This is a genomic window from Brevibacterium sp. ZH18, from assembly GCF_022748595.1.
Classification (GTDB): domain Bacteria; phylum Actinomycetota; class Actinomycetes; order Actinomycetales; family Brevibacteriaceae; genus Brevibacterium.
In genome coordinates this window covers 1-21,532 of the sequence record NZ_JALDSX010000051.1, presented here as the reverse complement: position 1 = coordinate 21,532, position 21,532 = coordinate 1, and the positions used below count along the sequence as shown (strand labels likewise).

Here is a 21,532-nt window from a genome sequence, read left to right as displayed (position 1 = left end):
CGGTGAGTTCAGGCCGCGACGTCAGTGTTCTCCATTGTCGGTGGCCAGTGTCGACCAGTTCTCGCGGGTCAGCTCAACGGCGCTCGCCTGGTCGCTTGCGCGCACGGCCGCAATGATCCGTGCATGCTGGTCAGGTGAGGCCGATCCCTTCAGCGAGTCGAAATGCAGATGTTCGGTCCGGCGCAGGGTGGCCGTGACGACTTCGAGGTGGTCGGGGATGAGCGGATTGCCGCTCCTGGTCAGCGCCACGTCGTGGAAGTCGTCGTCAGCGGTGACAGCTGCGTCGATTTCGGCGTTGTTCAATGCGGAGCGAAGTTCGTCGTTGGCTGTTTCCATCGCCTGCAGGTCCGAATCGGTGAGCGAGGCAAAGGCGAGGCTCATTGCGAGTGCATGCAGTTCGGCTGCGATCTGGCGGGCATGGGCGATGGTGTCCGGATCCTCCGGTGCGACCCGGGTCATCCTCCCGGGCTGAGCCACGACGAGTCCGGCCTGTGCCAGACGTTGCAGAGCTTCTCTCACTGGTGTCCGCGAGACCTGCAGCCATGCGCCCAGTTCCTGATCGCGCAGCTGTTCGCCGGGGGCAAGCTGCCCGCGCACAATCGCATCGCGGATCGAGCGGTAGACGTCATCGCGCAGCAGGCGGCGATGGGGCACCGGTGAATTCGTGGGGATCGGCACTCGTGAACCTTCCTGATCCTGGCATGTGGGACGTCCTGCTCGATCTATTGTAGTCACTTCCAGAATGCAATATATTGCATATTACGGATGGGGCGGGCGGGACTTGTATGGGGCGGGATTGCACAGGAAGCGTCGCCTCCGGTCCGCCTCCGTCCGCCACATGCACCTGGCTGCCACACTCGCCACGGTCACACTCACGCCACGGTCACAGTCGCACCACAGTCACAGTCACACTCACAACACGAAGAGGACACCATGTCAATCACCGATTTCGAACGTTACCCGCTGACCTTCGGGCCCAGCCCGGTCCACGAGCTGAAGCGACTCAGCGACCACCTCGGCGGGGCTCGGGTGTGGGCCAAGCGCGAGGATGTGAACTCCGGTCTAGCGTTCGGCGGCAACAAGACCCGCAAGCTCGAATACATCGTTCCCGACATCCTCGCCTCCGGCGCGGACACCTTAGTCTCGATCGGCGGCTACCAGTCGAATCACACGCGCCAGGTCGCTGCCGTCGCTGCTCACCTCGGACTGAAGTCGCGCCTCGTGCAGGAGCGCTGGGTCGACTGGGACGACCCGGTCAACGACAAGGTCGGCAATATTGAACTTTCCCGCATCATGGGTGCCGATGTGCACCTCGATTCGGCCGGGTTCGATATCGGCATCCGCTCGAGCTGGGAGCACGCAATCGCCGAGGTCGAGGCCGCAGGGGGCAAGCCCTACCCGATCCCGGCAGGAGCGTCGGAGCACAAGTTCGGCGCCCTCGGCTTCGTCAACTGGGCTTATGAGGTCGCCGAGCAGGAGAAGGAACTCGGCGTATTCTTCGACACCATCGTCGTGTGCACGGTGACCGGGTCGACCCACGCGGGAATGATCGCAGGCTTCGCCGCCCTCGAGGCAGCCGGTGGGCCGAAGCGCCGGGTCATCGGCATCGACGCCTCTGCGACCCTAGATAAGACACGTGACCAGGTCAAACGCATCGCGAACAATGCGGCAGAACTCATCGGCCTCGGTCGGGAGATCACCGATGACGATGTCGATATCCGTCCCGGATGGGAAGGCCCTGCCTATGGCATCCCCGATGAGTCAACGGTCAACGCGATCCGCACGACGGCCGAGCTCGAGGGCGTCATCCTCGACCCCGTCTACGAGGGCAAGTCGATGGCTGGACTGATCGATCTCGTCGGCAAAACTGATTTCGGGAGTCGCGGGGAGGACGGAGGCCAGGCAGGGGACGGAGGTCAGGCAGATGGCGAAAACCAGCGCGCGATCGCGAAGGATTCCACCGTCCTCTACGCCCACCTCGGCGGTCAGCTGGCGCTCAACGCCTACAGCTCGATCTTCTGAGGCGCTTCGTCGCAACGCAGAGCCGGTCCACATAGTGCCGAAATCGTGAGTGCTTTTCGTTGAGGATGCGGATTTCGTGACATTACCCACGAAATCCGCACTTCCTCGGCGAGGGCGGCCCGGGTCGTCGTGAACTGATGATTCCCCCAGCTTCCGCCACTTGTTGCGCACGTCACGTGTTGATAGCGTGAGAGGCAGACATACGCGATCCGTCGATTTCGGCGGTGAACAGCGATGCAAGTGCCTTATCCGGCGCCACCCGGGCGCCATTAGTCAAAGGAGTCTGGAATGAGCAATGTAGGCAGTGCTGCAGGCGGCTACCGTGTCGAGAACCCGGCCACGGGTGAGGTCGTCGAGAAGTTCGACAACGCCACTGACGCGCAGATCGAAGAGATCCTCGACGCGGCTCACAAGGGCTTCCTGAGCTGGCGAGAGAAGACGATCGAGGAACGCGCCGCAGTCGTGAACAAGGTCGCGGCGGCCTTCGGTGAGCGCAAGGAAGAACTCGCGAAGATCATCGCCGAGGAGATGGGCAAGCCCGTCGCCGAAGGCATCGAAGAGGCCGAGTTCTGCGAAGCCATCTTCAACTACTACGCGGACAACGGCCCGGAGTTCGCCAAGGACGAGCCCATCAAGTCGATGTCTGGCGGCAAGGCGTTCATTCAGCGCCGGCCCGTCGGACCGCTCCTGGGCATCATGCCCTGGAACTTCCCGTACTACCAGGTCGCGCGTTTTGCGGCGCCGAACCTCGTGCTCGGCAACACGATCATCCTCAAGCACGCGGAGATCTGCCCTCGTTCGTCAGCGGTCATCGCCGACATCATGAAGGACGCAGGAATCCCCGACGGCGTGTACAACAACGTCTACGCCACGCATGAGCAGATCGAGACCATCATCGCTGATGACCGGGTCGAAGGCGTATCGCTGACGGGCTCCGAGCGCGCCGGCTCCGCCGTGGCCGCCACCGCTGGCAAGAACCTCAAGAAGGCCGTGCTCGAACTCGGTGGCTCCGACCCCTACATCGTCCTCGACACGGACAACATGGAAGAGGCCGTCGATACCGCGTGGGGCACCCGCCTCTACAACACCGGCCAGGTCTGCAACGCGAACAAGCGCATGATCGTCATGGACGACATCTACGACGACTTCGTGTCCGGACTGACCAAGCGCGCCCAGGATTGGACGAAGGGCACCCCCGCCGAGGCTGGTGACGGCAAGTACTCACCGCTGTCCTCGCGCGGTGCTGCGGAGAACCTGCGCAAGCAGCTCGACCGTGCGGTCGAGCAGGGCGCGAACCTCGTCGGCGGCGAGCTCGCCACCGACGGCTCCGCCTACGTTTCGCCGGCCGTGCTGACCGGGATCACCTCGGACATGGACGCCTACCGCGAGGAGCTCTTCGGGCCTGTGGCCACCGTCTACAAGGTGAGCAGCGACGAAGAAGCGCTCAAGCTGGCCAATGACACGCGCTTCGGCCTCGGCGGTGCTGTGTTCTCGAAGGACGAAGAGCGTGCCGCGAAGCTCGCTCAGCGCCTCGACGTGGGCATGTCGAACGTCAACACCCCCGGTGGCGAGGGTGCGGAGATTCCGTTCGGTGGAACCAAGCGTTCAGGCTTCGGCCGCGAGCTAGGCCCCTACGGCATGGACGAATTCGTCAACAAGCGCATGTACTACGTCGCTGACTGACTGATAGACGGGGCCAAGCCGTTGTGAATCGCAGCGCGGGCGTCGGGTGATGTGGCGGGTATCAAACCCGCTGCTCACCCGGCGCCCGCGTCTGTCTGCGGGATACCGTCCGGAGGATCGTTGGGGATGGCTCCCTATACTGGAATTGCCGTTGCGGACAGAGGTTCGCCGGAGTCCTGAATAGGAGGCCGCACTTGCCGATCACCTCGACGATTCTCGACGTTGCCGAGCAGTCTCCCGACCAGCTCGCGATCGTCGGGGCTGATGATCGTCTCAGCTATTCCGCGCTCGTCGAGGACTCCCGGCGCATATTCGCCGTCGTCGATTCCCTCCACCGCGCGCAGGCGGATCCGCCCGAACCGGCGCCCGAGACCCACGGCATTCCGATTACGGCCGTCACCACCACCTCGGCGTTCCACACCTCCCGCATCATCGCCGGGCTCGCCGGCTTCCGGTCCGTGTCGGCGACGATCGACCCGCGGTGGCCGCTGGACCATCAGCTCGGCGTCATCCGCACCACCGGAATCGGTCTGGTCATCAGCGACAGCACCGACCTCGCCGAGGCGCTCGCCGCCACCGGCTGGACCGGCACCGTCATCAGCCTCGCCGACTTCCGGGCCCGCGAAGCAGACGTCGGGGATGCTCAGATCCGAGGGTGCGGGGCCCCGGAAGCATCCATTCCCGAGAGTCTTGCGTCGCCCGCAGTTCGTGACGCGGCCGAGCCGTTCCTCATGCTCTTCTCATCGGGCACGACTAGCAATCCGAAGGCCTTCATCAAGACGCGTCAGCAGTATCGTGACAATGTCGCCGTCTCTGCGGCCCACCTCGAACCCCTGCCCGGCGTCGCGACCCTGGCGCCGGGGCCCGTGTCCTACAGCCTCACGCTCTACGCGGTCATCGAGAGCCTCGCCACCGGGGGCAGCGTCCACGTCGCCGACGAGTTCGAACCGATCGCCATGGGACGGCGCATCGAAGCCGAGGCCATCACTCGTGTCGTCGCCGTCCCCGCAGTCGTCCGTGCCCTCGCCGAGGCGGCTGGGCGTGACCCCGAACGTTTCACTCGGCTCGACCTCGTCGTCACGGGCGGAGCCAACCTGCCTGCGAGCATCCGCGACCGCCTCGCCGAGGTTCTGCCCGGTACCCGTCTGATCAGCTATTACGGTGCCGCCGAGATCGGATTCATCGGCGACAGCCGCGATGGCGACGGGACGTGGATCAGCATCTACCCGAGCATCGGGGCGCAGATCAGGGGCGTCCACCCGACCTCGGAAGCGGGGGAACTCGGGACTGATGGTGCACGGTCTGATGGTGAAATCCCCATTGGCGAACTTCCCGCTGGCGAACTTCCTGAAGGGGAGCTCGGCACGTTGTGGATCCACGCGGCCGCGTGCTCCGACGGCTACGTCACCGGCACCACCGACGCAGTATTGCGCGGGCCCGACGGCTGGGCCACGGTCAACGACCAAGGACGGATTGAGAACGGCATGCTGCAGCTGGCCGGCCGGGCCGGAGACATCGCGATCACCGGTGGTCACAAGGTCTCCCTCCCCGAGGTCGAGCGTGCGTTCGAGACGTACGACAACCTCGGCGAGGTGTGTGCGATCGCCCTGGATGATGCAAGTCTGGGCAGCGTGATCGCCCTTGTCGTCGAATCGGCGGCGGTCGACTCGGGCGCGATCGACACGAGTGCTCCTGACGGGGGCGCAGTTGTCATCAGCAAAGCTGCGCTGCTTGAACATGCCCGTGCTCGGCTGGCCCCGCAATTCGTTCCGCGCCGCGTCTACGTGCTCGAACGTCTGCCGCGAACGGTGGGTGGGAAGATTCGGCGGGCCGAAACCGTTGACCTCATCATGGACGGACAAGGACAGCGCCTGTGAGCGCGAACGAGAATCACAGGACCGTCAATGGCGGGGCCGTCAATCACAGGACCGTCAATCGCAGGGTCGTCGTGACCGGAATGGGTGCGATCACCCCGAGCGGGCTTGACGTGGATTCTCTGTGGAATTCCGTGGTCACCGGGACCAGCGCGATCGGCCTGCTCGAGGGCGAGCAGTTCGCTGACCTGGCCGTGCGCATCGGCGGACAGGTGAAGGGCTTCGACGCCGAGGCTGTGCTGCCCCGATCTCTCGCCCGGAGACTCAGCCCGGTTCAGCACTGGGCCATCGCCGCCGCCGACCAGGCCCTCGCGCAGGCGGGGGTCGCCATCGCGGCAGGCGGCGACACCTTTCCCTGGGACCGATCCCGCGTCGCCGTCATCGCCGCAACCGGCTCCGGACCCGTCGACGCCATGCAGTCCGCGACCCGGGCGCTGCTCGAGGGTGGACCGCGTTCGGTCCCGTTGACGCTGGCGATCCACGGCGCCCCTGACTCGGCCGCGGCATTGCTGAGCCAGCGCTACGACATCCGCGGCCCCGGACAGGGAGTCTCGGCCACGTGCGCGTCCGGGGCCATCGGCCTCGGCGAAGGACTGCGGCGCATCCGCCACGGATATGCCGATGCGGTGCTCGTCGTCGGCATGGAGGACTGCCTCAACCCGGTCAACCTCGCCTCGAACGCGAACATGCGGGCGCTCACCGCCGGCTTCGAAGACGATCCGACCAGCGCCAGCCGACCCTTCGACAAAGACCGAACCGGCTTCGTCATGAGCCAGGGCGCCGCCGCGATCCTCCTAGAATCAGAGGAGGCCGCCGCCGCCCGCGGAGCCACCGTACTGGCCGAGCTCGCCGGTTTCGGAGCCGCCAGCGATGCCCACCATCCGACGAACCCGCACCCCGAAGGACGCGGCGCCGCCTCAGCGGTGCGCGAGGCCCTGGCCGATGCGGGACTCAGCGCGACCGACATCCACCACATCAACGCTCACGCGACCGGTACCTCGGCGGGGGATGCGGCCGAGCTCCATGCCTTCGACGCGGCGCTGGGAACGGCGGCCCGATCGATCCCGATCAGCGCCACGAAATCGTCGACCGGGCACCTCCTCGGGGCTTCGGGCATCGTCGAGGCGATCATCGCGATCCGCACGATGATCGCGCAGACGCTGCCCCCGACGATCAACCTCGGCGAGCCTGAATTCGAGGGCTGGGACATCGTTGCAGGTGAAGCCCGCAGTCTTGCTAGGACCGACGAATCAGAAGATGGAGCTGACGAGTCCGTCGACACCGTCTTGTCGACGTCGTTCGGCTTCGGCGGGCACAACGGAGCGATCGTGCTGCGACGACCCGGCACCCAGACTGACCCCACCGAACGCTGAACTGAACGCGCCTAACGTTGAAGTGAACCTGCCCCACGTTGAAGGAGAGATGATGAGCGACCGTGAGACCCGCCTCGGCGAGCTTGCCGAGACATACCTGCCCGCCGAGGTGCTCGAGCGTTTTCGCGAACGTGCGGGCATCTATGACCGGGAGAACCGGTTCTTCGATGAAGACCTCGAGGAGCTGAGATCGCTGGGCTACCTCACGCTGTTCATCCCCGAGACCCATGGCGGACCGGGCCTGAGTCTGCACGAGGTCTCGCGCCTGCAGCAGCGACTGGCCTCGGCGGCTCCGGCCACGGCGTTGGCGATCAACATGCACCTCATGTGCACCGGTGTCGTCAAGGCACTCAACGACCGCGGCGATGACTCCTTGAACTGGGTGTTCGACGAGGTCATGGCCGGTGAGATCTTCGCTTTCGGCATCTCCGAACCGTCGAACGATTGGGTCATGCAGGGCTCGAACACGGTTGCCGAACCGCAGCCGGACGGCGGCTATCTGCTCTCGGGCGTGAAGATCTTCACTTCGCTCTCACCCGTGTGGACGCGTCTCATCGTCCACGGCGCGATCACTCCCGACGATGACGGCATCGCCGGTCCCGATGCCGACGAACCGGCAGAGGGCGAGCTGGTGTACGGCTTCATCGAACGCGGCGCCGAAGGCATCACGGTCTCTGATCAGTGGGACGTGATGGGCATGCGGGCCTCGCAGTCGCGGGCAACGATCCTCGACAACGTGCGCATGCGCCCCGAGCGGGTCTCACGCACGATCCCGGCCGGCAAGCACCCCGATCTGCTGACCTTCGCAATCACGAGCAACTTCCAGCTGCTCATCGCCTCGGTCTATGCCGGTGTGGCCGCTCGCGCCTTGGAGCTCGGGGCCGCGGGCCTGAAGAGGCGCAAGTCCGCGAAGTCCGGAACGACCTTCGCCGAGGTGTTCGAGACTCGCGCACGTCTCGCCGACGCGCACCTCGACTACCTGACCGTCCCCGCGATGCTCGACGCGTATACGAGAGACTTCGACGACCTCGTCGATCATGGTGCAGGCTGGCCGTTGCGGCTGGTGGGAGCCCGGATCAAGGCCTCCGACGCGGCTCGGAGCGCGGCCGAGACGGCACTCATGTGCTCGGGTGGCAGCGGCTTCGACAACAGCCACGAACTCTCACGCCTCTACCGGGATGCGACCGCCGGACTGTTCCACCCGCCGAGCGCCGACGCCGCTCGTCCGATGTACGCGGCGGCACTGCTCGACGGGTGAGCAGTGTTCGGCGTTGGGTTCTGTGACGTGGCACGATGGTGGGCAACTCACACCAGCTGCAGAGACGGAGCATCCAATGGAGGAGAGAACACCGACGATCGTGCGCGCGAAGTCGATCGTGTCGCAGGCGGAAACGGCCCCGGAACCCGAGGCGCTCGCGATCACTGGCGAGACCATCACCGCCACCGGCTCAGTGTCAGAACTGAGAGACAGATTCCCCGCCGCCGAGGTGCTCGACTTCGGTGACTCGAACATCATCCCCGGCCTCAACGACGCCCACATCCACCTCGCTCTGACTGCCGGTGATGCCCTCCACCTCGACCTGTCCCACGAAGCGGTGGCAAATGTTCCCACGCTTCTGGACACGATCGCCGCCGAGGTCAGCGCCACCTCGGCGTGGGTGTGGGTCAAGGGCAGTCGCTACGACGATGAGAAGACCGGGATCGTCCTCCGCGACGAACTTGACCGGATCGCGCCTGAGACCCCGGTTCTCGTCAACCATGTCGCCGGGCACTGGGGCGTGGTGAATTCTGCCGGACTGCGATTCCTCGGCATCGAAGAGTCCTCGCCCGACCCGGACGGCGGCCGCTATGACCGCTATTCCGACGGTCGGCTCAACGGGAAGCTCATCGAGCGGGCCCTGATGAACGTGGTCATGCCGGCCACTGCCCGCGGGGAGCGTTTCATTCCCGGTGACACGGTCGAAGACCTGCAGCTCGGTGCCGCGCGGACCATCGCGAAGTGGAACGCCGCAGGTCTGACTTCGATCTGCGACGCACTCATCAGCCCTCAGGACATTGGGATCCTCTCCGCCGTGCGCGCCGGGGATGCGCTCGGCCTGCGCATCGGCATGCTCCTGTCCATCGACCACTATGACAAGGCCGTCGACCTGGGTGTGGGCAGCGGCTTCGGAGACGACCGACTCAAGCTCATCGGCGTCAAAGCCTTCCTCGACGGAGCGATCGGCGGGCGGACATGCCTGCTCTCCGAACCCTTCACCGACCCGAACTATCAGGGCGTGCAGACCACCTCGACCGAGGAGCTGCGGGCCAATGTCGAACGCGTCCATGCCGATGGCAACCGGATCGGCGTCCACGCCAACGGCGATGCCGCGATCCGACTCGTCCTCGACGCCTTCGAAGACGTTGCTCGCCGGATCCCGCGCCCAGGCCTGCGCCACCGGATCGAACACTGCAGCCTCATCGACGACGACGTCCTCGAGCGGATGAAGCGCCTCGGCGCGATCGCCGTCCCCTTCGCCGGATATCCCGGCTATCACGGCGGGGCGCTGAACTCCTGGTACGGCGAGGAGAGAATGGAGAGGATGTTCGCTCACCGCTCGTTCCTCGACGCTGGGGTCACGGTGGCAGGATCATCGGACTATCCGTGCGGGCCCTACCAGCCGCTGTTCGGACTGCAGTCACTCATCACCCGCACCGGCGTCGACGACGGGGTCACCGTCGGAGCCTCACAGAAGGTCAGCGCAGCCGAAGCGCTGTCGATCTTCACCCTCGGATCCGCCGAGGCATCAGGGGAGGAGTCCTACAAGGGCAGGCTGGCCCCGGGATACCTCGCTGACTTCACCGTCCTCGGCGAGAACCCCTTGAGCATCGACCCACAGGGGATTGCGGACATCGACGTGCGCGCGACCTATGTCGGTGGCGACGAGGTCTACTCAGGCTGAGGCTGGAGCCCTCCCTGGACTCGTTCAACGTTGAGCCGGCGTCGAGCGAGAGCCTAGGCGACCGCCTCGGCGCTTGCCTGCCTCTCGGCACGGGGTTTCCATCGCGGGTCCGGCTTGGCCAGGGTGACGATGACGACGACGAGGAGGTTGGCAGCGATCGCCCACAGGCCGCCGTTGATGCCCAGCAGGGGATCGTTGCCCGTGTAGTGCAGGGCGACCATGGTCACCGAACCGACGATGAGTCCGGTGGCCGCGGCCTGTTTGCTCATGCGCGGCCAGTAGAGGGCGAGCAGTGCGGCGGGCACGACCTGCGCCAGGCCCTCGTAGCTGAGCACGGAGAGTTCGACGAGGGCATCGGGCATGAGCAGGCTCATCACCAGGGCAATCACGCCGACGATGAGGCACACCCACTGGGATAGAGTCTTCTGGCGCAGGCCCCGAGCGGCAAGTTGGTCCTTCGTCATCGATGCAGAGTTCTTCGGGCCAGACAGCCCTCCGCCGAGCACGGTCCGGCCCCACATCGAACCGATGGAGAGCATATACACGCTCATCGGCACGATGGCTGACAGCGCACCCGCGACGCCGATGACGGCGACAAGTGGGGCCGGCAGCGAGTCGATGACTACGGAGAACAGTGCCAGGTCAGCGTCCTTGAGGGCGGGGATGACGAAGAGCGCTGCCACGCCGACCATCATTGGCACGAGCAGGAGCAGTTGGTACCAGGGCAGGATGATGGAGTTGCGGCGCAGTGTGTTCGCCGAGGTGCCGGAGAGGTATCCGGCGATCGACGTGGGGAAGACGGTGATCGTGATTCCGTTGAGGATGATCGTGGAGATGAACCAGGCGCTTCCGTAGGTTCCCTCGCCGGCGCCGGGGAAGGTCAGCCACTGGGACTTCTCGGTCACGAGTCGGTCGAGGAGTTCGCCCAGTCCGTCGAAGTAGTGCAGCGGCACGTAGACGGCGAGGAAGGCCACGGCGAGGATGACGAGCCCGTCTTTGAGCGCACTCACCCAGGCTGAACCGCGCAGACCGGAGAAGAGGATGAACGTCTCAGCGACGATGAAGGAGATGATGGCGGCGACCTTGAGGTCGATCGCCCCGTAGCTCATGGCGTTGACGACTGCACCCATGCCCTGAATCTGGAGCTGGATGTAGGGCACGATGAACACGGTCGCGAGCACGGCGACGAGGATCGCCAGGCCCCGGGAACGGAAGCGGTGTTCGACGATATCGGAGAGGCTGACGAGCTTGTGCCTGGCCGCATAGGTCCAGAACAGTGGGCCGACGAGGTAGGCGACGACGAGTCCGACGCTGAGATAGCCGATGAGGTAGAGGATCGGCACACCATAGGAATACGACCATCCTGCTGTGCCGAGGAACGAGAAGCTCGTATAGGTCTCGCCGGCCATGAGCAGGAGGATGAAGACGAACCCGAGGCCACGGCCAGAGACCGACCATTCGTCGAGTGACTTCTCACGCCCACGGCCCGACCAGACGCCGATCCCGATGGTCGCGAGCATACTGAGGCCGAAGATGATGCAGGCGATGACTGCCGAGGTGCTCATTTGCTGGCCTCCTCGATCGGGAAGTCCTCGCCGAAGGCGACATCGGCCGGGACGTATTCGGCCTTGTCACCGCGGTAGTAATGGTCACCACGGGCGGCCATCCACACGAAGAACCAGGTGAGGATCGTGACGATGACCGTGTAGGTGAGGATGAACGGTATCCCGAAGATGCGTGGCTCGATCGAATTCGCGACGAACGGCGTGAGGACGTAGAGCACGACCGGAACGATGAGGAAGAGCAATGAGTACCGCCGCCGAGGTGGCCTCGGCGGCAGTGGTGAATCCTGAACCCCTGACATGCGCAACCTCTTCTCCATCGAATGGACACCGCAGGTGAGCGGCCTGCGCCAGGTTAGTGGTGTGTGTCACGGGAGGTGGAAGTCGTTCCGAAATGTGGAATCTATCCGAGCGGGATGTTCACAGCGTCCCCCGAAGCTTGCCTTCAGTGGCGCGAAAGGGAGGGCCCGGCCTGTGCCTGTGATGGTTCACGGGCCGGGCGCTCTAATAGCTAGTATTTCGGGAGCGGATTCCTCAAAAGAGAGGAGGCTGAAGGTCTATTCCCTCAACTGGCCCCAGCCGAAGCTAGATTCAGCTATCTCAGATTGAAGCTGATCGAAGAATCGTTCCTTCGCCTCTATCATCGTTTCTTCTGTTTCGGAGTCGTGCATAACGATGCTGAAGGTCTCTCCACCAGCGCGAATCTTCGCCAAGAGGAGGCTGAGTTTGTTCCCCTCGGTTTCGATGGAAAGATGCTCGAACTCGGTGTCCGACAGCAGCTTCTGTATCGCGGGAACGACGATATAGTCGATTCGATCAACTGTCTCTGGCATGTGAGGCGCGGCTCCTTCGTTCATAGTCAGGAAGCGCCACCCGGTCGCTTCTGGGAGACAATTTTACCTTTGAGCTTGATGTGCTCAGTCTTGTGTTCCCACCCGAACTCGCACCGACTGCCGCCGAGTCGGTCGGCAGAATCGGAAACCACGGGCACGGGCAGGGACACTCAAGTGAAGCGCCTCTGATCACAGCTCCGGCAGCAGGGAGATCGGGTTCTCGATGCAGTCGGCGACGAAGGTGAGGAACTGGCTCGGTTCGGCACCGTCGCAGGCGCGGTGGTCGAAGACGAATGACAGGAACATGACCTTGCGGACGCTGAGTTCCCCGTTAACGACCCAGGGGCGCTCCTTGATCCGTCCGAGGCCGAGCATCGCGATCTCAGGCAGATTGATGATCGGCGCAGAGCCGTCGACTCCGAACACGCCGTAGTTGTTGAGCGTGAACGTGCCGCCGGTCAGCTCCTGAGAGCTGAACTTGCCGGTCGAAGCCTTGCCGACGGTCTCGGACACGGAGTCGCGCAGCTGTCGCAGGCTCATCTGATCGGCGCCGTGGACGACGGGAACCATGAGGCCCCGCGGTGTCTGCGCGGCCAGGCCGAGGTTGATGCCCCCGTGGGTGACGATCTCGTTGGCCTCGGTGTCGATCGAGGAGTTGATGATCGGGAACTTCTTCAGCCCGGCGACGACGAAGCGGGCCACGAGAGAGAGCAGTGAGTACTTCTCCCCGGTCCTCGCCTCGAGGGTGCGTTTCGTATTGAGCAGTTCCGTGGCGTCGACGTCGAGCCAGATCGTCGCCTCGGGAATCTCCTGCCGCGACTTCGTCAGACGTTCGGATACGACCTTGCGCAATCCCGTGATCGCAGACCGGGTATCGCCGCTGGTCGATTCTTCCCCCGCCGAGGTGCTGCCGGTGGTGACTGGGCGCGTGGGCGCTGCCGTGCTCACGGCCGTGGTGCCCGATTCGATGGCCTTGAGAACATCCGCCCTGGTGACGGTGCCGCCAGGTCCTGTGCCCGGGAGATGTTTGGCGCTGAGTCCATTGTCTTTGGCAAGCTTGCGCACGATAGGAGAGGACACCGGCGAGATTTCGGCTGCGGGCTCGGCACTGGATACGGCACCGGACTGGGCTGTGGGCTCGGAGGCCGGGGGAGTGGCCGCCGACGGTGGTGACGGCACGCTCGGTGAGGACGGTTTCGCCCCGAAGGACCGCTGCTTCATCGACCGTGCTTTGGGCTCGGACGTTCCGTAGCCGATGAGGTTCGCACCGCCACTGTCAGAACCTGACCCCGAGGCGGATGCCTCGCTCGAGTCGGGGCCAGCTCCGGCGTCAACGTCCGCACTCAAGCCAGGGCCCACCTCGGCGACGGAGAGCAGGGTCTGACCTGCGGAGACGGTGTCACCGGCGTTCGCGTGCAGCGCCTCGATCCGACCGGCGAATGGCGACGGCAGCTCGACGACGCTCTTGGCCGACTCGACCTCGACGACCATCTGATCCACATGGACCTCGTCGCCGACCTTGACCAGCCAGCTGATGAGCTCGGCCTCGGTCAGGCCCTCGCCCAGGTCGGGGAGGATGAAATCGCGGGCGTTCGTCGCGGAGCCGGCAGCACCGGACACACTCGTCTCGGCACTCATCACAGCTCCCAATCCCAGGATTCGAGGGCGTCGAGAACGCGTTCGGCGGTCGGCAAGAAATACTCCTCGAGCTTCGGGGATGGGTAGGGCACGTCGAACCCGGTGATTCGCAGGATCGGGGCCGACAGGTGGGTGAAGTTGGCCTCGGTGACGCGGGCGGCCACCTCGGCGCCGTAGCCGCCGAACTGGGCGGCCTCGTGGATGATCGCGGCACGCGAGGTCTTGCGCACCGAGGTGGACACGGTCGCATCGTCGAAGGGGGACAGGGTGCGGAGGTCGATGACCTCGATCGACAGACCGTGTTCGGCGCCCTCCTCGGCTGCGGACAGTGCGGTGCGCACGGTGGGCCCATAGGCAAGCAGGGTCACATCCGAGCCTTCGCGGACAACCTGCGCCTGATTCATCGGCGCGGTCTGCACGGGCAGGCTCAGCTCGTCCTTCATCCAATACCGCGACTTGGGTTCCATGAAGATCACGGGGTCCTCGGAGGCGATCGACTCGCGCAGCAGGGAGTAGGCGTCGGCCGGATTCGAGGGGGTGACAACGGTCAGGCCCGGGGTCGAACACCAGTAGGCCTCGGAGGAGTCCGAGTGGTGCTCGACGCCGCCGATGTCTCCGGCATAGGGGATTCTGATCGTCAAGGGCAGGCTGATGTGGCCCTTCGTGCGATTGCGCATCTTCGCCACGTGGGACACGATCTGCTCGAACGCGGGGTAGGCGTAGGCGTCGAACTGCATCTCGATGACCGGTCGCATCCCGGCCATCGCCATGCCGATCGCGGTGCCGACGATCCCGGACTCCGCCAACGGGGAGTCCCAGACTCGCTCGGGACCGAACTCCTTCCGCAGGCCCTCCGTGACACGGAAGACTCCGCCGAGGCGACCGACGTCTTCACCGTAGACCAGGACGTTCTCGTCTTCGGCCAAGCTGTCGCGTAGGGCCTGGTTGAGGGCCTTCGTCATCGTCACCGAAACCGGTGCCGGAACGTCTTCTGCCGTGGTGTGCGCGGTGACGGTCATGAGCGGCCCGCCGCTGCCAGCTCGGCCTCAAGCTTGTCCTGCTGGGCGATGAGGTTCGCACGCGGGTTCGCGTAGACGTAGGCGAAGAGTTCGCTCGGGTCGACCTTCGCTTCGGTGTTCATGGCCTCACGAACCGAAGTGGCGAGCTCTTCCGCGCTCGCCGTGATTTCAGCGGCGGTCGCGTCATCGAGGACGCCAGCTGTGCGCAGGTGCTTCTCGAGGCGGTCGATGGGGTCGAACTGCTTCCAGTGCTCGACCTCCTCGGCGTCACGGTACTTCGTGGGGTCGTCGGAGTTCGTGTGCGATTCCATCCGGTAGGTCAGGCATTCGATGAGGGTGGGTCCCTCACCGTTGCGGGCGCGTTCGAGGGCCGCGGCGACGGCGGCGAACACGGCCGCGATGTCGTTGCCGTCGACGCGGAGGCCGGGCATGCCGTAGCCGGCGGCGCGGTCGGCGAGCATGGTCGCGTTTGACTGCTCACGCAGCGGGGTCGAGATCGCGTACTGGTTGTTCGCCAGCACGAAGACGGTCGGGGTCTGCCACACAGAGGCGAAGTTGAAGGCTTCATGGGTGTCGCCCTCACTGCTGGCGCCGTCGCCGAGGAAGGTCAGAGTGCAGGCGTCTTCGCCCTTGAGCTTGGCTGCCATGGCGTATCCGGTCGCGTGCAGCGTCTGTGTGGCCAGCGGCGTCGCCGCAGGTGAGGTGTGATATTCATTCGGGTCGAACCCGCAGTGCCAGTCGCCGCGGAAGGCGGAGAGGATCTCAGTCACGGGAATCCCGCGGGTCAGCAATGAGGCGGTGTCGCGGTAGGTGGGGAACAGCCAGTCACCCGGTGCCAGCGCGGTGGTGGCACCGACCTCGATGGCTTCCTGTCCGGCAGCGGAGGGATAGGTCGCGAGCCGCCCCTGCCTGGTCAGGTGGGTGACCTGAGCTTCGAACCGACGGACCTGCACCATCTTCTGATACAGCCCCAAAAGTGTGCGATCACTCGGGATCCTCAGCCCATCGGTGGGAACATCGGAAGGCTGTCCGTCCGCACCGATGAAGCTGACGGGCCGCAGCTGGGGCAATGAACGGTGAGAGCGAGAGGTGGGAACGTCAATGGTCATGGCCCCATGGTCGCGTGAGCCGCATCACCGATCCAGGGTCTGTGACCAGGTCCGGACGGGGGTGCCACTTGTGTCGGGAAGAGTGGACGAACTGACCAGTTGTCACCTGGGCACGCGGACGTTTGGCTGGAGATTTCCGGCACTCAGCTGAGGGCGCAGGACTCTCTGCAGGGGCTTCAACGTCAGAGGGTCACGGCGCCAGAGGGTCACGGCGCCAGAGGGTCACTGCGTCAGAGTGTGGAGCCGGGCCGGTGGCCCTCCGCCTCGTCAAGGATGAGCAGCGAGCGTGATGAGACCACACCTGGGACTTCATGGATCCTACGCAGAATGACCTGAGACAGCGCCGTGTTGTCCGGCGCATTCACGGTCACTAGGGCATCGATGTCGCCGCTGACGGCCTGCACCTTCTCAACGAACGGCAGATCAGCCAGATCGTCCCTGACTTCGGGCCACGGTCGATCGCCGATCTTGACGACGACCACCGCAGTCACGGTCATGCCGAGCGCACTGCGATCAACCTCGGCGGTGAATTTGCGGATCGCACCGGACTCGAGGAGAACCGTGAAACGTTTGTGAGCCGCCGACCGGGAGATGTGGACGCGCTCGGCCAACTGCCGCACGCTCAGACGCGAGTCCTCGACGAGGGCGGAGATGATGCTGCGGTCGATCTCGTCGAGGTCGTATGGCACGAAGCGCTCCTTCAACGTTGATGTCGGCGTCGGACCAGCTGGTCTGCGACCATTCTAGGGCCCGTGCCGCAAGGGTCGAACCGCCTCGGCGATCCAAAATTTTCTCGATCGTTCGGTAAGTAGGTGTGTTTCTCAGGTCACAGAGCACGTAATATGGATGACTGAATGCTTTTTCCGGGTTCACCGGCGGACCCGGCTGTCAGACGAAAGTCAGTCGGCTGTAGATTATGAGGCAGAAGTCTCACTTGCAGACGAATTGCCTCACGGAATAGGAGTCATCCTTGAAGATCGCGGTGTTGGTCAAAGAGGTCCCGGACACGTACGGGGATCGGAAGTTGAATCTAGAAACCGGCTTGGCGGATCGTTCCGCCTCCGAGGCGGTGCTCGACGAGATCGGTGAGCGCGCCCTCGAAGTCGCCCTCTCCTACAAGGACAGCAGCGACGGAACCGAGGTGAGCGTCATCTCGATGGCGCCTGACACTGCGACCGCCACGATCCGCAAGGGCCTGGCGATGGGCGCGGACAATGCCGTGCACATCGCTGACGAGGAGCTCCTCGGCGCGGACCTCGGCCTCACCGCCGAGACGCTGGCCGCAGCCGTCCGCCGCGGCGGCTACGACCTCGTCATCACAGGCAACGTCTCCACCGATGGCAATGGCGGAATGATTCCCGCGATGCTCGGCGAGCACCTGGACTTCCCGCACGTGACCGGCCTGACCTCGGTCGAGATCAGCGACGGCAAGGTCGCAGGAACCCGTGGAGTCGAGGGCGGCAAGCAGGAAGTCAGCGCTGAACTCCCCGCTGTCATCTCCATCACCGAGGCGCTTCCCGAGGCCCGGTTCCCGAACTTCAAGGGAATCATGGCAGCCAAGAAGAAGCCCTTCGAGGTCATCGCACTGTCCGACCTCGAGGTCGATGCCAACGACCAGTCCACAGCACGATCGATCATGGTCACGGTGGCTGAGAAGCCGCCGCGCGAAGCCGGCGAGAAAGTCGTCGACGAAGGCAACGGCGGAGCAGAGCTCGCCGAGTACCTCATCAAGAACCGTCTGGCCTAAGGAGAATCGATATGTCCGAATTCCCACAAGACTCCATTCTCGCCGTCCTCACCGCCGACTCCGAAGGACAGCTGGAGAAGCCCTCCGCTGAGCTGCTCGGCGGCGCCGGTGAAATCGGTTCGCCCGTCGCGCTGGTCCTCGCGCCTGCCGGTCAGGGCGAGGCCGCAGCAGAACAGGCCGCATCGCTGGGTGCCGTTCAGGTTCTCACTGCAGAGGTGCCCGAGGGCAACTCAGCTCTTGGAACCTTCGCCGTCGATGCCCTGAGTGCCGCGAGTGACCTCGTGGCACCCGATGCCATCCTCCTCTCGCACTCGATCGACGGCAGAGACATCGCCGGACGCTTCGCGGTCCGCAGCGGTTCGGCTCTCTCGGTCGATGCCCTCGGCGTTGAGCGTGACAGCGAAGGCATCGTGGCCAACCACTCCGTTTATGGAGGCGGCTACACTGCCTCGTCGGCACCGACCTTCGGTGCCCCCGTCATCACGATCCGCCAGGGATCCATCGAGACCCGCGGGGAAGCCCAGTCGGCCAACTCCCAGGCCCTCGAGGTTGCCGACTCCGGCAAGCGCTCGGCCCAGATCGAATCCTTCGATGCCGTCGTCGAGACCTCCACACGTCCCGAACTTCGCGGTGCCTCGAAGGTTGTCTCCGGTGGCCGCGGTGTCGGCTCGGAGGAATCCTTCGAGCTCGTCGGCGAATTCGCCGATGTCCTCGGTGCTGCCGTCGGTGCTTCGCGCGCCGCTGTCGACGCCGGCTACATCGCCCAGTCGCACCAGGTCGGTCAGACCGGTGTGTCCGTGTCGCCGCAGCTCTACGTTGCGCTCGGCATCTCTGGTGCGATCCAGCACAAGGCCGGCATGCAGACCTCGAAGACCATCGTTGCAGTGAACAAGGACGGCGAAGCCCCGATCTTCGACATCGCCGACTTCGGCGTCGTGGGCGACCTGTTCAAGGTGGTTCCGCAGTCGATCGAGACCTTGAAAGCGAAACAGTCCTGATATGGCTACGTTCTCCAGTTCGCTTCGCTCGGGGCTTCCCAGAGTCCCGGGTGGTGACCCATGGCCCCCAGAGGGCACCATCGGTGAGCCGGTAGAACCGGGTACATCGTATGAGACCTCGGATGAGGCAGCCCTCCCAGATGAGGCAACTCTCTCAGATGAGGTAGCCCTCTCGGATGAGACGTCGTATGAGGCGGATACCGAGGAGTCGACAGAGCCTGTTGAGGCAGAGTCGGATGACTCGTCCGGTTCTGCTGCAACGGCAGCCGCTGCTGGTGCCGGTGTTGCCGGCGCCGCTGGTGTCGCTGCGGTTGCTGGGTCCGAAAACGAGGTCGATGACGCTGAAGCAGACACGCCTGCCGAAGCTGCGGCTGAAGTTCCCCTTCGCCGGGGGCTGCCCCGCGTCGACGGCGGAGATCCGTGGCCTCCCGAAGGCCTCGCTCCTGCTGGGGTGAAGGCAGTCGGTTCGTCCTCTGCATCTGCCCCAGCCGCCTCGGCCTCCGAGGCTGCAGCTCCTGCCGACGAGCCTGCACAGGCCGAGCCCGAGTCGTCGTCAGCCGCTCCCGCGGTTGCCGCCGCAGGTGCGGGTGCCGCTGTCGGTGCTGGCGTTGCCGCAGCCTCTGCTGGTGATGAGGACTCTGCTCCCGCAGACGAAACCGCCCAAAACGAGACTGCCCAGAGCGAAACGGCTGACGCCGAAACGCCGCACGACGAAACGGCACCGAACGAATCGGCAGAGGCCGAATCTGCCGCTGCGCCGGCTGCCGCCGGTGACGTTCCGCTGCGGCGGGGTCTGCCTCGTGTCGCAGGGGGCGACCCTTGGCCTCCCGAAGGTCTTGCTCCCGCAGGTGCGAAGTCTGCGGCCGCCTCGTCGAGTGCTTCGGGTGCGCCGGCATCTGCCGCTCCAGCATCTGCCGCTGCGACGGCTCCGGCCGAGGGCGCAGCTGCGTCCGAAGCCGCCGAATCGTCGTCATCTGAATCGTCTTCAGCAGCTCCCGCTGCCGCAGTGGCTGGTGCGGCCGGTGCTGGTGCCGCGGGCGCCGGAGTCGCAGCAGCCGCCTCGGCGGACAAGTCTGCTGGTGCCGGTAAGTCCACGGGCGAACTCAGCGATGTTCCGCTCCGGCGAGGTCTGCCTCGCACGGCAGGGGGAGACCCCTGGCCGCCAGAGGGCTTCGCTCCCGCTTCAGCTGCAGCGAGTGCATCATCTTCACCGGTTGCTTCGTCCGCACCAACCGCCTCTGCGGCACCGGTGGACGAGAAGCCGAGCGCCGATCAGTCGAGTGCCGAAAAGCCTGCTCAGGCGGACGCCGCCTCGAGTGAGGCCGAGTCGTCTTCTGCCGCACCGGCCGCCGCTGGTGCAGCAGTAGGAGCTGGGGCAGTCGCTGCTGGCGCCACCGCCGCAGCAGCGTCGAAGTCGGACGAACCGAAGTCGGATGAACCGAAGTCGGACGAGACGTCGAAGGATGCGGATAAGCCCGCAGCCGCCTCGGCGCCGAAGTCCACAAGGTCCGGACTCCCGAAGTCCACAGGACCGGCCCAGAAGAAGCCGACAGCGAAACCTGCTGCGAAGCCGACCGACAAGCCTGCGGCCAAGTCGACGGATAAGCCAGCAGCTAAACCAACAGCCAAGCCGGCTGCGAAGTCAGGGGCGGCCGCGTCGTCCGCGAAGTCGTCGACCTCGGGTTCAGCTGCGGCCAAGGGCTCGGCAGCGAAGACGAAGGAACCGACGATGATCGGTTCGAAGTCCGTCGGTCAGTGGGCGAAGCTCGGTGGTCTTGGACTCGTCGGACTTGTCATCGTCGCGGGCGTCATCGTCCTCGCCGCACGTGGTCTGACGACTCTGCCAGGTGTGCCTGAGTTCCTCAAGCGCTACCCGGGCGAGTACGAACTACCTGAGTTCGTCGATGATGGATTCCCCGGTTGGGCGAGGTGGACTCACTTCCTCAACATCTTCTTCATGGTCCTCATCATCCGCTCCGGACTGCAGGTGCGGCATCAGCAGAAGCCGCCGGCGTTCTACACCCCGAAGAAGGGTGGCAAGAAGGTCAGCATCAATCTGTGGCTGCACACAGGTCTCGACCTGCTGTGGCTGATCAACGGCGTCGTCTTCGTCGTCCTGCTGTTCGTCTCCGACCACTGGGCGCGCATCGTTCCGACGAGCTGGGAAGTGTTCCCGAACGCTGTCTCGGCGATGCTGCAGTACATGATGCTGGACTGGCCGGCGGAAGACGGCTGGGTCAACTACAACTCGCTCCAGCAGCTCATGTACTTCCTCGTGGTCTTCGTAGCGGCACCATTGGCTGCGATCACGGGTCTGCGGATGAGCGAATGGTGGCCGAAGAACGCCACGACGCTGAACAAGATCTATCCAGCGCCGCTGGCTCGGGCGATCCACTTCCCGACGATGATCTTCTTCGTCGTGTTCATCCTCATCCACGTGTTCCTGGTCTTCACGACGGGAATGCTGCAGAACCTCAACCACATGTTCTCCGGATCGGATCAGCTCAACTGGGTCGGATTCATCTGGTTCGTGGTGTCGCTGGCAGTCATCGTCGGCGGCTGGTTCGCCGCCAGGCCGATGCTGCTGGCACCGATCGCCAACATGTTCGGTCGGGTCAGCAGCCGCTGATGGTGAGCCGCTGAGAGCTCAGCCGCTGACGGTGAGTCGCTGAGAGCACCTGCGAGCAGCGATCGTTGGCAACAGTTGGTTGCGAATGACAGCCGAGGGGCCG

Annotated in this window: 17 protein-coding genes; 9 read left to right on the top strand and 8 right to left on the bottom strand. The window is 64.8% G+C overall.

Annotated features, from left to right (window positions below; genetic code table 11):
• Positions 1–21: 21 nt before the first annotated feature.
• On the bottom strand, positions 22–678 hold the full coding sequence (locus MPN20_RS14710) for a GntR family transcriptional regulator (RefSeq protein ID WP_242783318.1): 657 nt from the start codon (positions 676–678) through the stop codon (positions 22–24).
• 255 nt (positions 679–933) lie between these two features.
• Between MPN20_RS14710 and MPN20_RS14705 the strand changes: the two genes are divergently transcribed.
• The 6 genes from MPN20_RS14705 (at position 934) to MPN20_RS14680 (ending at position 9,894) form a co-directional block, all read left to right on the top strand.
• Positions 934–2,022 carry a 1-aminocyclopropane-1-carboxylate deaminase gene (locus tag MPN20_RS14705; RefSeq protein WP_242783317.1) on the top strand — a complete coding sequence of 363 codons (1,089 nt, stop codon included), beginning with the start codon at positions 934–936 and terminating at the stop codon, positions 2,020–2,022.
• Between the two features lie 288 nt (positions 2,023–2,310).
• Positions 2,311–3,705 carry an NAD-dependent succinate-semialdehyde dehydrogenase gene (locus MPN20_RS14700; protein WP_242783315.1) on the top strand — a complete coding sequence of 465 codons (1,395 nt, stop codon included), beginning with the start codon at positions 2,311–2,313 and terminating at the stop codon, positions 3,703–3,705.
• A gap of 194 nt (positions 3,706–3,899) precedes the next feature.
• A complete protein-coding gene (locus MPN20_RS14695) occupies positions 3,900–5,582 on the top strand; it encodes a class I adenylate-forming enzyme family protein (protein WP_242783313.1) in 1,683 nt (560 codons plus the stop codon).
• A gap of 71 nt (positions 5,583–5,653) precedes the next feature.
• Positions 5,654–6,952, top strand: coding sequence for a beta-ketoacyl-[acyl-carrier-protein] synthase family protein (locus MPN20_RS14690; RefSeq protein ID WP_347566839.1), 1,299 nt, complete (start codon positions 5,654–5,656; stop codon positions 6,950–6,952).
• Positions 6,953–7,004: 52 nt separating this feature from the next.
• Entirely contained in the window at positions 7,005–8,210 is a 1,206-nt protein-coding gene (locus MPN20_RS14685) for an acyl-CoA dehydrogenase family protein (RefSeq protein WP_242783311.1), read from the top strand.
• 76 nt (positions 8,211–8,286) lie between these two features.
• Positions 8,287–9,894: an amidohydrolase gene (locus MPN20_RS14680; protein WP_242783309.1), complete on the top strand. Its 1,608-nt coding sequence runs from the start codon at positions 8,287–8,289 to the stop codon at positions 9,892–9,894.
• Between the two features lie 53 nt (positions 9,895–9,947).
• Here MPN20_RS14680 and MPN20_RS14675 read toward each other — a convergent pair whose 3' ends face one another.
• The 7 genes from MPN20_RS14675 to MPN20_RS14645 form a co-directional block, all read right to left on the bottom strand.
• A complete protein-coding gene (locus tag MPN20_RS14675; protein WP_242783307.1) occupies positions 9,948–11,459 on the bottom strand; it encodes a sodium:solute symporter family protein in 1,512 nt (503 codons plus the stop codon).
• Positions 11,456–11,758, bottom strand: coding sequence for a DUF3311 domain-containing protein (locus MPN20_RS14670; protein ID WP_242783306.1), 303 nt, complete (start codon positions 11,756–11,758; stop codon positions 11,456–11,458). Before MPN20_RS14670 ends, MPN20_RS14675 begins: the two co-directional genes overlap by 4 nt.
• Positions 11,759–12,013: 255 nt before the next feature.
• The gene (locus MPN20_RS14665; RefSeq protein ID WP_242783305.1) at positions 12,014–12,289 is read right to left on the bottom strand and encodes a hypothetical protein; all 276 of its coding nucleotides are present in this window, start codon (positions 12,287–12,289) and stop codon (positions 12,014–12,016) included.
• 189 nt (positions 12,290–12,478) lie between these two features.
• Positions 12,479–13,927: a dihydrolipoamide acetyltransferase family protein gene (locus MPN20_RS14660; RefSeq protein WP_242783304.1), complete on the bottom strand. Its 1,449-nt coding sequence runs from the start codon at positions 13,925–13,927 to the stop codon at positions 12,479–12,481.
• Positions 13,927–14,946 (bottom strand): alpha-ketoacid dehydrogenase subunit beta, encoded by a 1,020-nt coding sequence (locus tag MPN20_RS14655; RefSeq protein ID WP_242783303.1) that lies wholly within the window; start codon positions 14,944–14,946, stop codon positions 13,927–13,929. The genes MPN20_RS14660 and MPN20_RS14655 overlap by 1 nt, the downstream gene beginning before the upstream one ends.
• Positions 14,943–16,055, bottom strand: coding sequence for a pyruvate dehydrogenase (acetyl-transferring) E1 component subunit alpha (pdhA, locus tag MPN20_RS14650; protein ID WP_242783302.1), 1,113 nt, complete (start codon positions 16,053–16,055; stop codon positions 14,943–14,945). Before pdhA ends, MPN20_RS14655 begins: the two co-directional genes overlap by 4 nt.
• 230 nt (positions 16,056–16,285) lie before the next feature.
• Entirely contained in the window at positions 16,286–16,744 is a 459-nt protein-coding gene (locus tag MPN20_RS14645; RefSeq protein ID WP_242783301.1) for an Lrp/AsnC family transcriptional regulator, read from the bottom strand.
• 281 nt (positions 16,745–17,025) lie between these two features.
• Between MPN20_RS14645 and MPN20_RS14640 the strand changes: the two genes are divergently transcribed.
• From MPN20_RS14640 to MPN20_RS14630, 3 genes are read left to right on the top strand one after another with little or no spacing between them, the layout of a single operon-like run.
• The gene (locus MPN20_RS14640; protein ID WP_242783300.1) at positions 17,026–17,802 is read left to right on the top strand and encodes an electron transfer flavoprotein subunit beta/FixA family protein; all 777 of its coding nucleotides are present in this window, start codon (positions 17,026–17,028) and stop codon (positions 17,800–17,802) included.
• An 11-nt stretch (positions 17,803–17,813) separates the two neighbouring features.
• Positions 17,814–18,800, top strand: a complete 987-nt coding sequence (locus tag MPN20_RS14635; RefSeq protein ID WP_242783299.1) for an electron transfer flavoprotein subunit alpha/FixB family protein — start codon at positions 17,814–17,816, stop codon at positions 18,798–18,800.
• A 1-nt stretch (position 18,801) separates the two neighbouring features.
• Entirely contained in the window at positions 18,802–21,429 is a 2,628-nt protein-coding gene (locus tag MPN20_RS14630; RefSeq protein ID WP_242783297.1) for a cytochrome b/b6 domain-containing protein, read from the top strand.
• Positions 21,430–21,532: the final 103 nt, after the last annotated feature.

Excerpts from the sequence above, each read along its gene's own strand:
- MPN20_RS14660 (WP_242783304.1), bottom strand. The coding sequence starts at position 13,927 with ATGAGTGCCGAGACGAGTGTGTCCGGTGCTGCCGGCTCCGCGACGAAC.
- MPN20_RS14635 (WP_242783299.1), top strand. The coding sequence starts at position 17,814 with ATGTCCGAATTCCCACAAGACTCCATTCTCGCCGTCCTCACCGCCGAC.
- MPN20_RS14680 (WP_242783309.1), top strand. The coding sequence starts at position 8,287 with ATGGAGGAGAGAACACCGACGATCGTGCGCGCGAAGTCGATCGTGTCG.
- MPN20_RS14670 (WP_242783306.1), bottom strand. The coding sequence starts at position 11,758 with ATGTCAGGGGTTCAGGATTCACCACTGCCGCCGAGGCCACCTCGGCGG.
- MPN20_RS14685 (WP_242783311.1), top strand. The coding sequence starts at position 7,005 with ATGAGCGACCGTGAGACCCGCCTCGGCGAGCTTGCCGAGACATACCTG.
- MPN20_RS14705 (WP_242783317.1), top strand. The coding sequence starts at position 934 with ATGTCAATCACCGATTTCGAACGTTACCCGCTGACCTTCGGGCCCAGC.
- MPN20_RS14700 (WP_242783315.1), top strand. The coding sequence starts at position 2,311 with ATGAGCAATGTAGGCAGTGCTGCAGGCGGCTACCGTGTCGAGAACCCG.
- MPN20_RS14630 (WP_242783297.1), top strand. The coding sequence starts at position 18,802 with ATGGCTACGTTCTCCAGTTCGCTTCGCTCGGGGCTTCCCAGAGTCCCG.
- pdhA (WP_242783302.1), bottom strand. The coding sequence starts at position 16,055 with ATGACCATTGACGTTCCCACCTCTCGCTCTCACCGTTCATTGCCCCAG.
- MPN20_RS14675 (WP_242783307.1), bottom strand. The coding sequence starts at position 11,459 with ATGAGCACCTCGGCAGTCATCGCCTGCATCATCTTCGGCCTCAGTATG.
- MPN20_RS14655 (WP_242783303.1), bottom strand. The coding sequence starts at position 14,946 with ATGACCGTCACCGCGCACACCACGGCAGAAGACGTTCCGGCACCGGTT.
- MPN20_RS14665 (WP_242783305.1), bottom strand. The coding sequence starts at position 12,289 with ATGCCAGAGACAGTTGATCGAATCGACTATATCGTCGTTCCCGCGATA.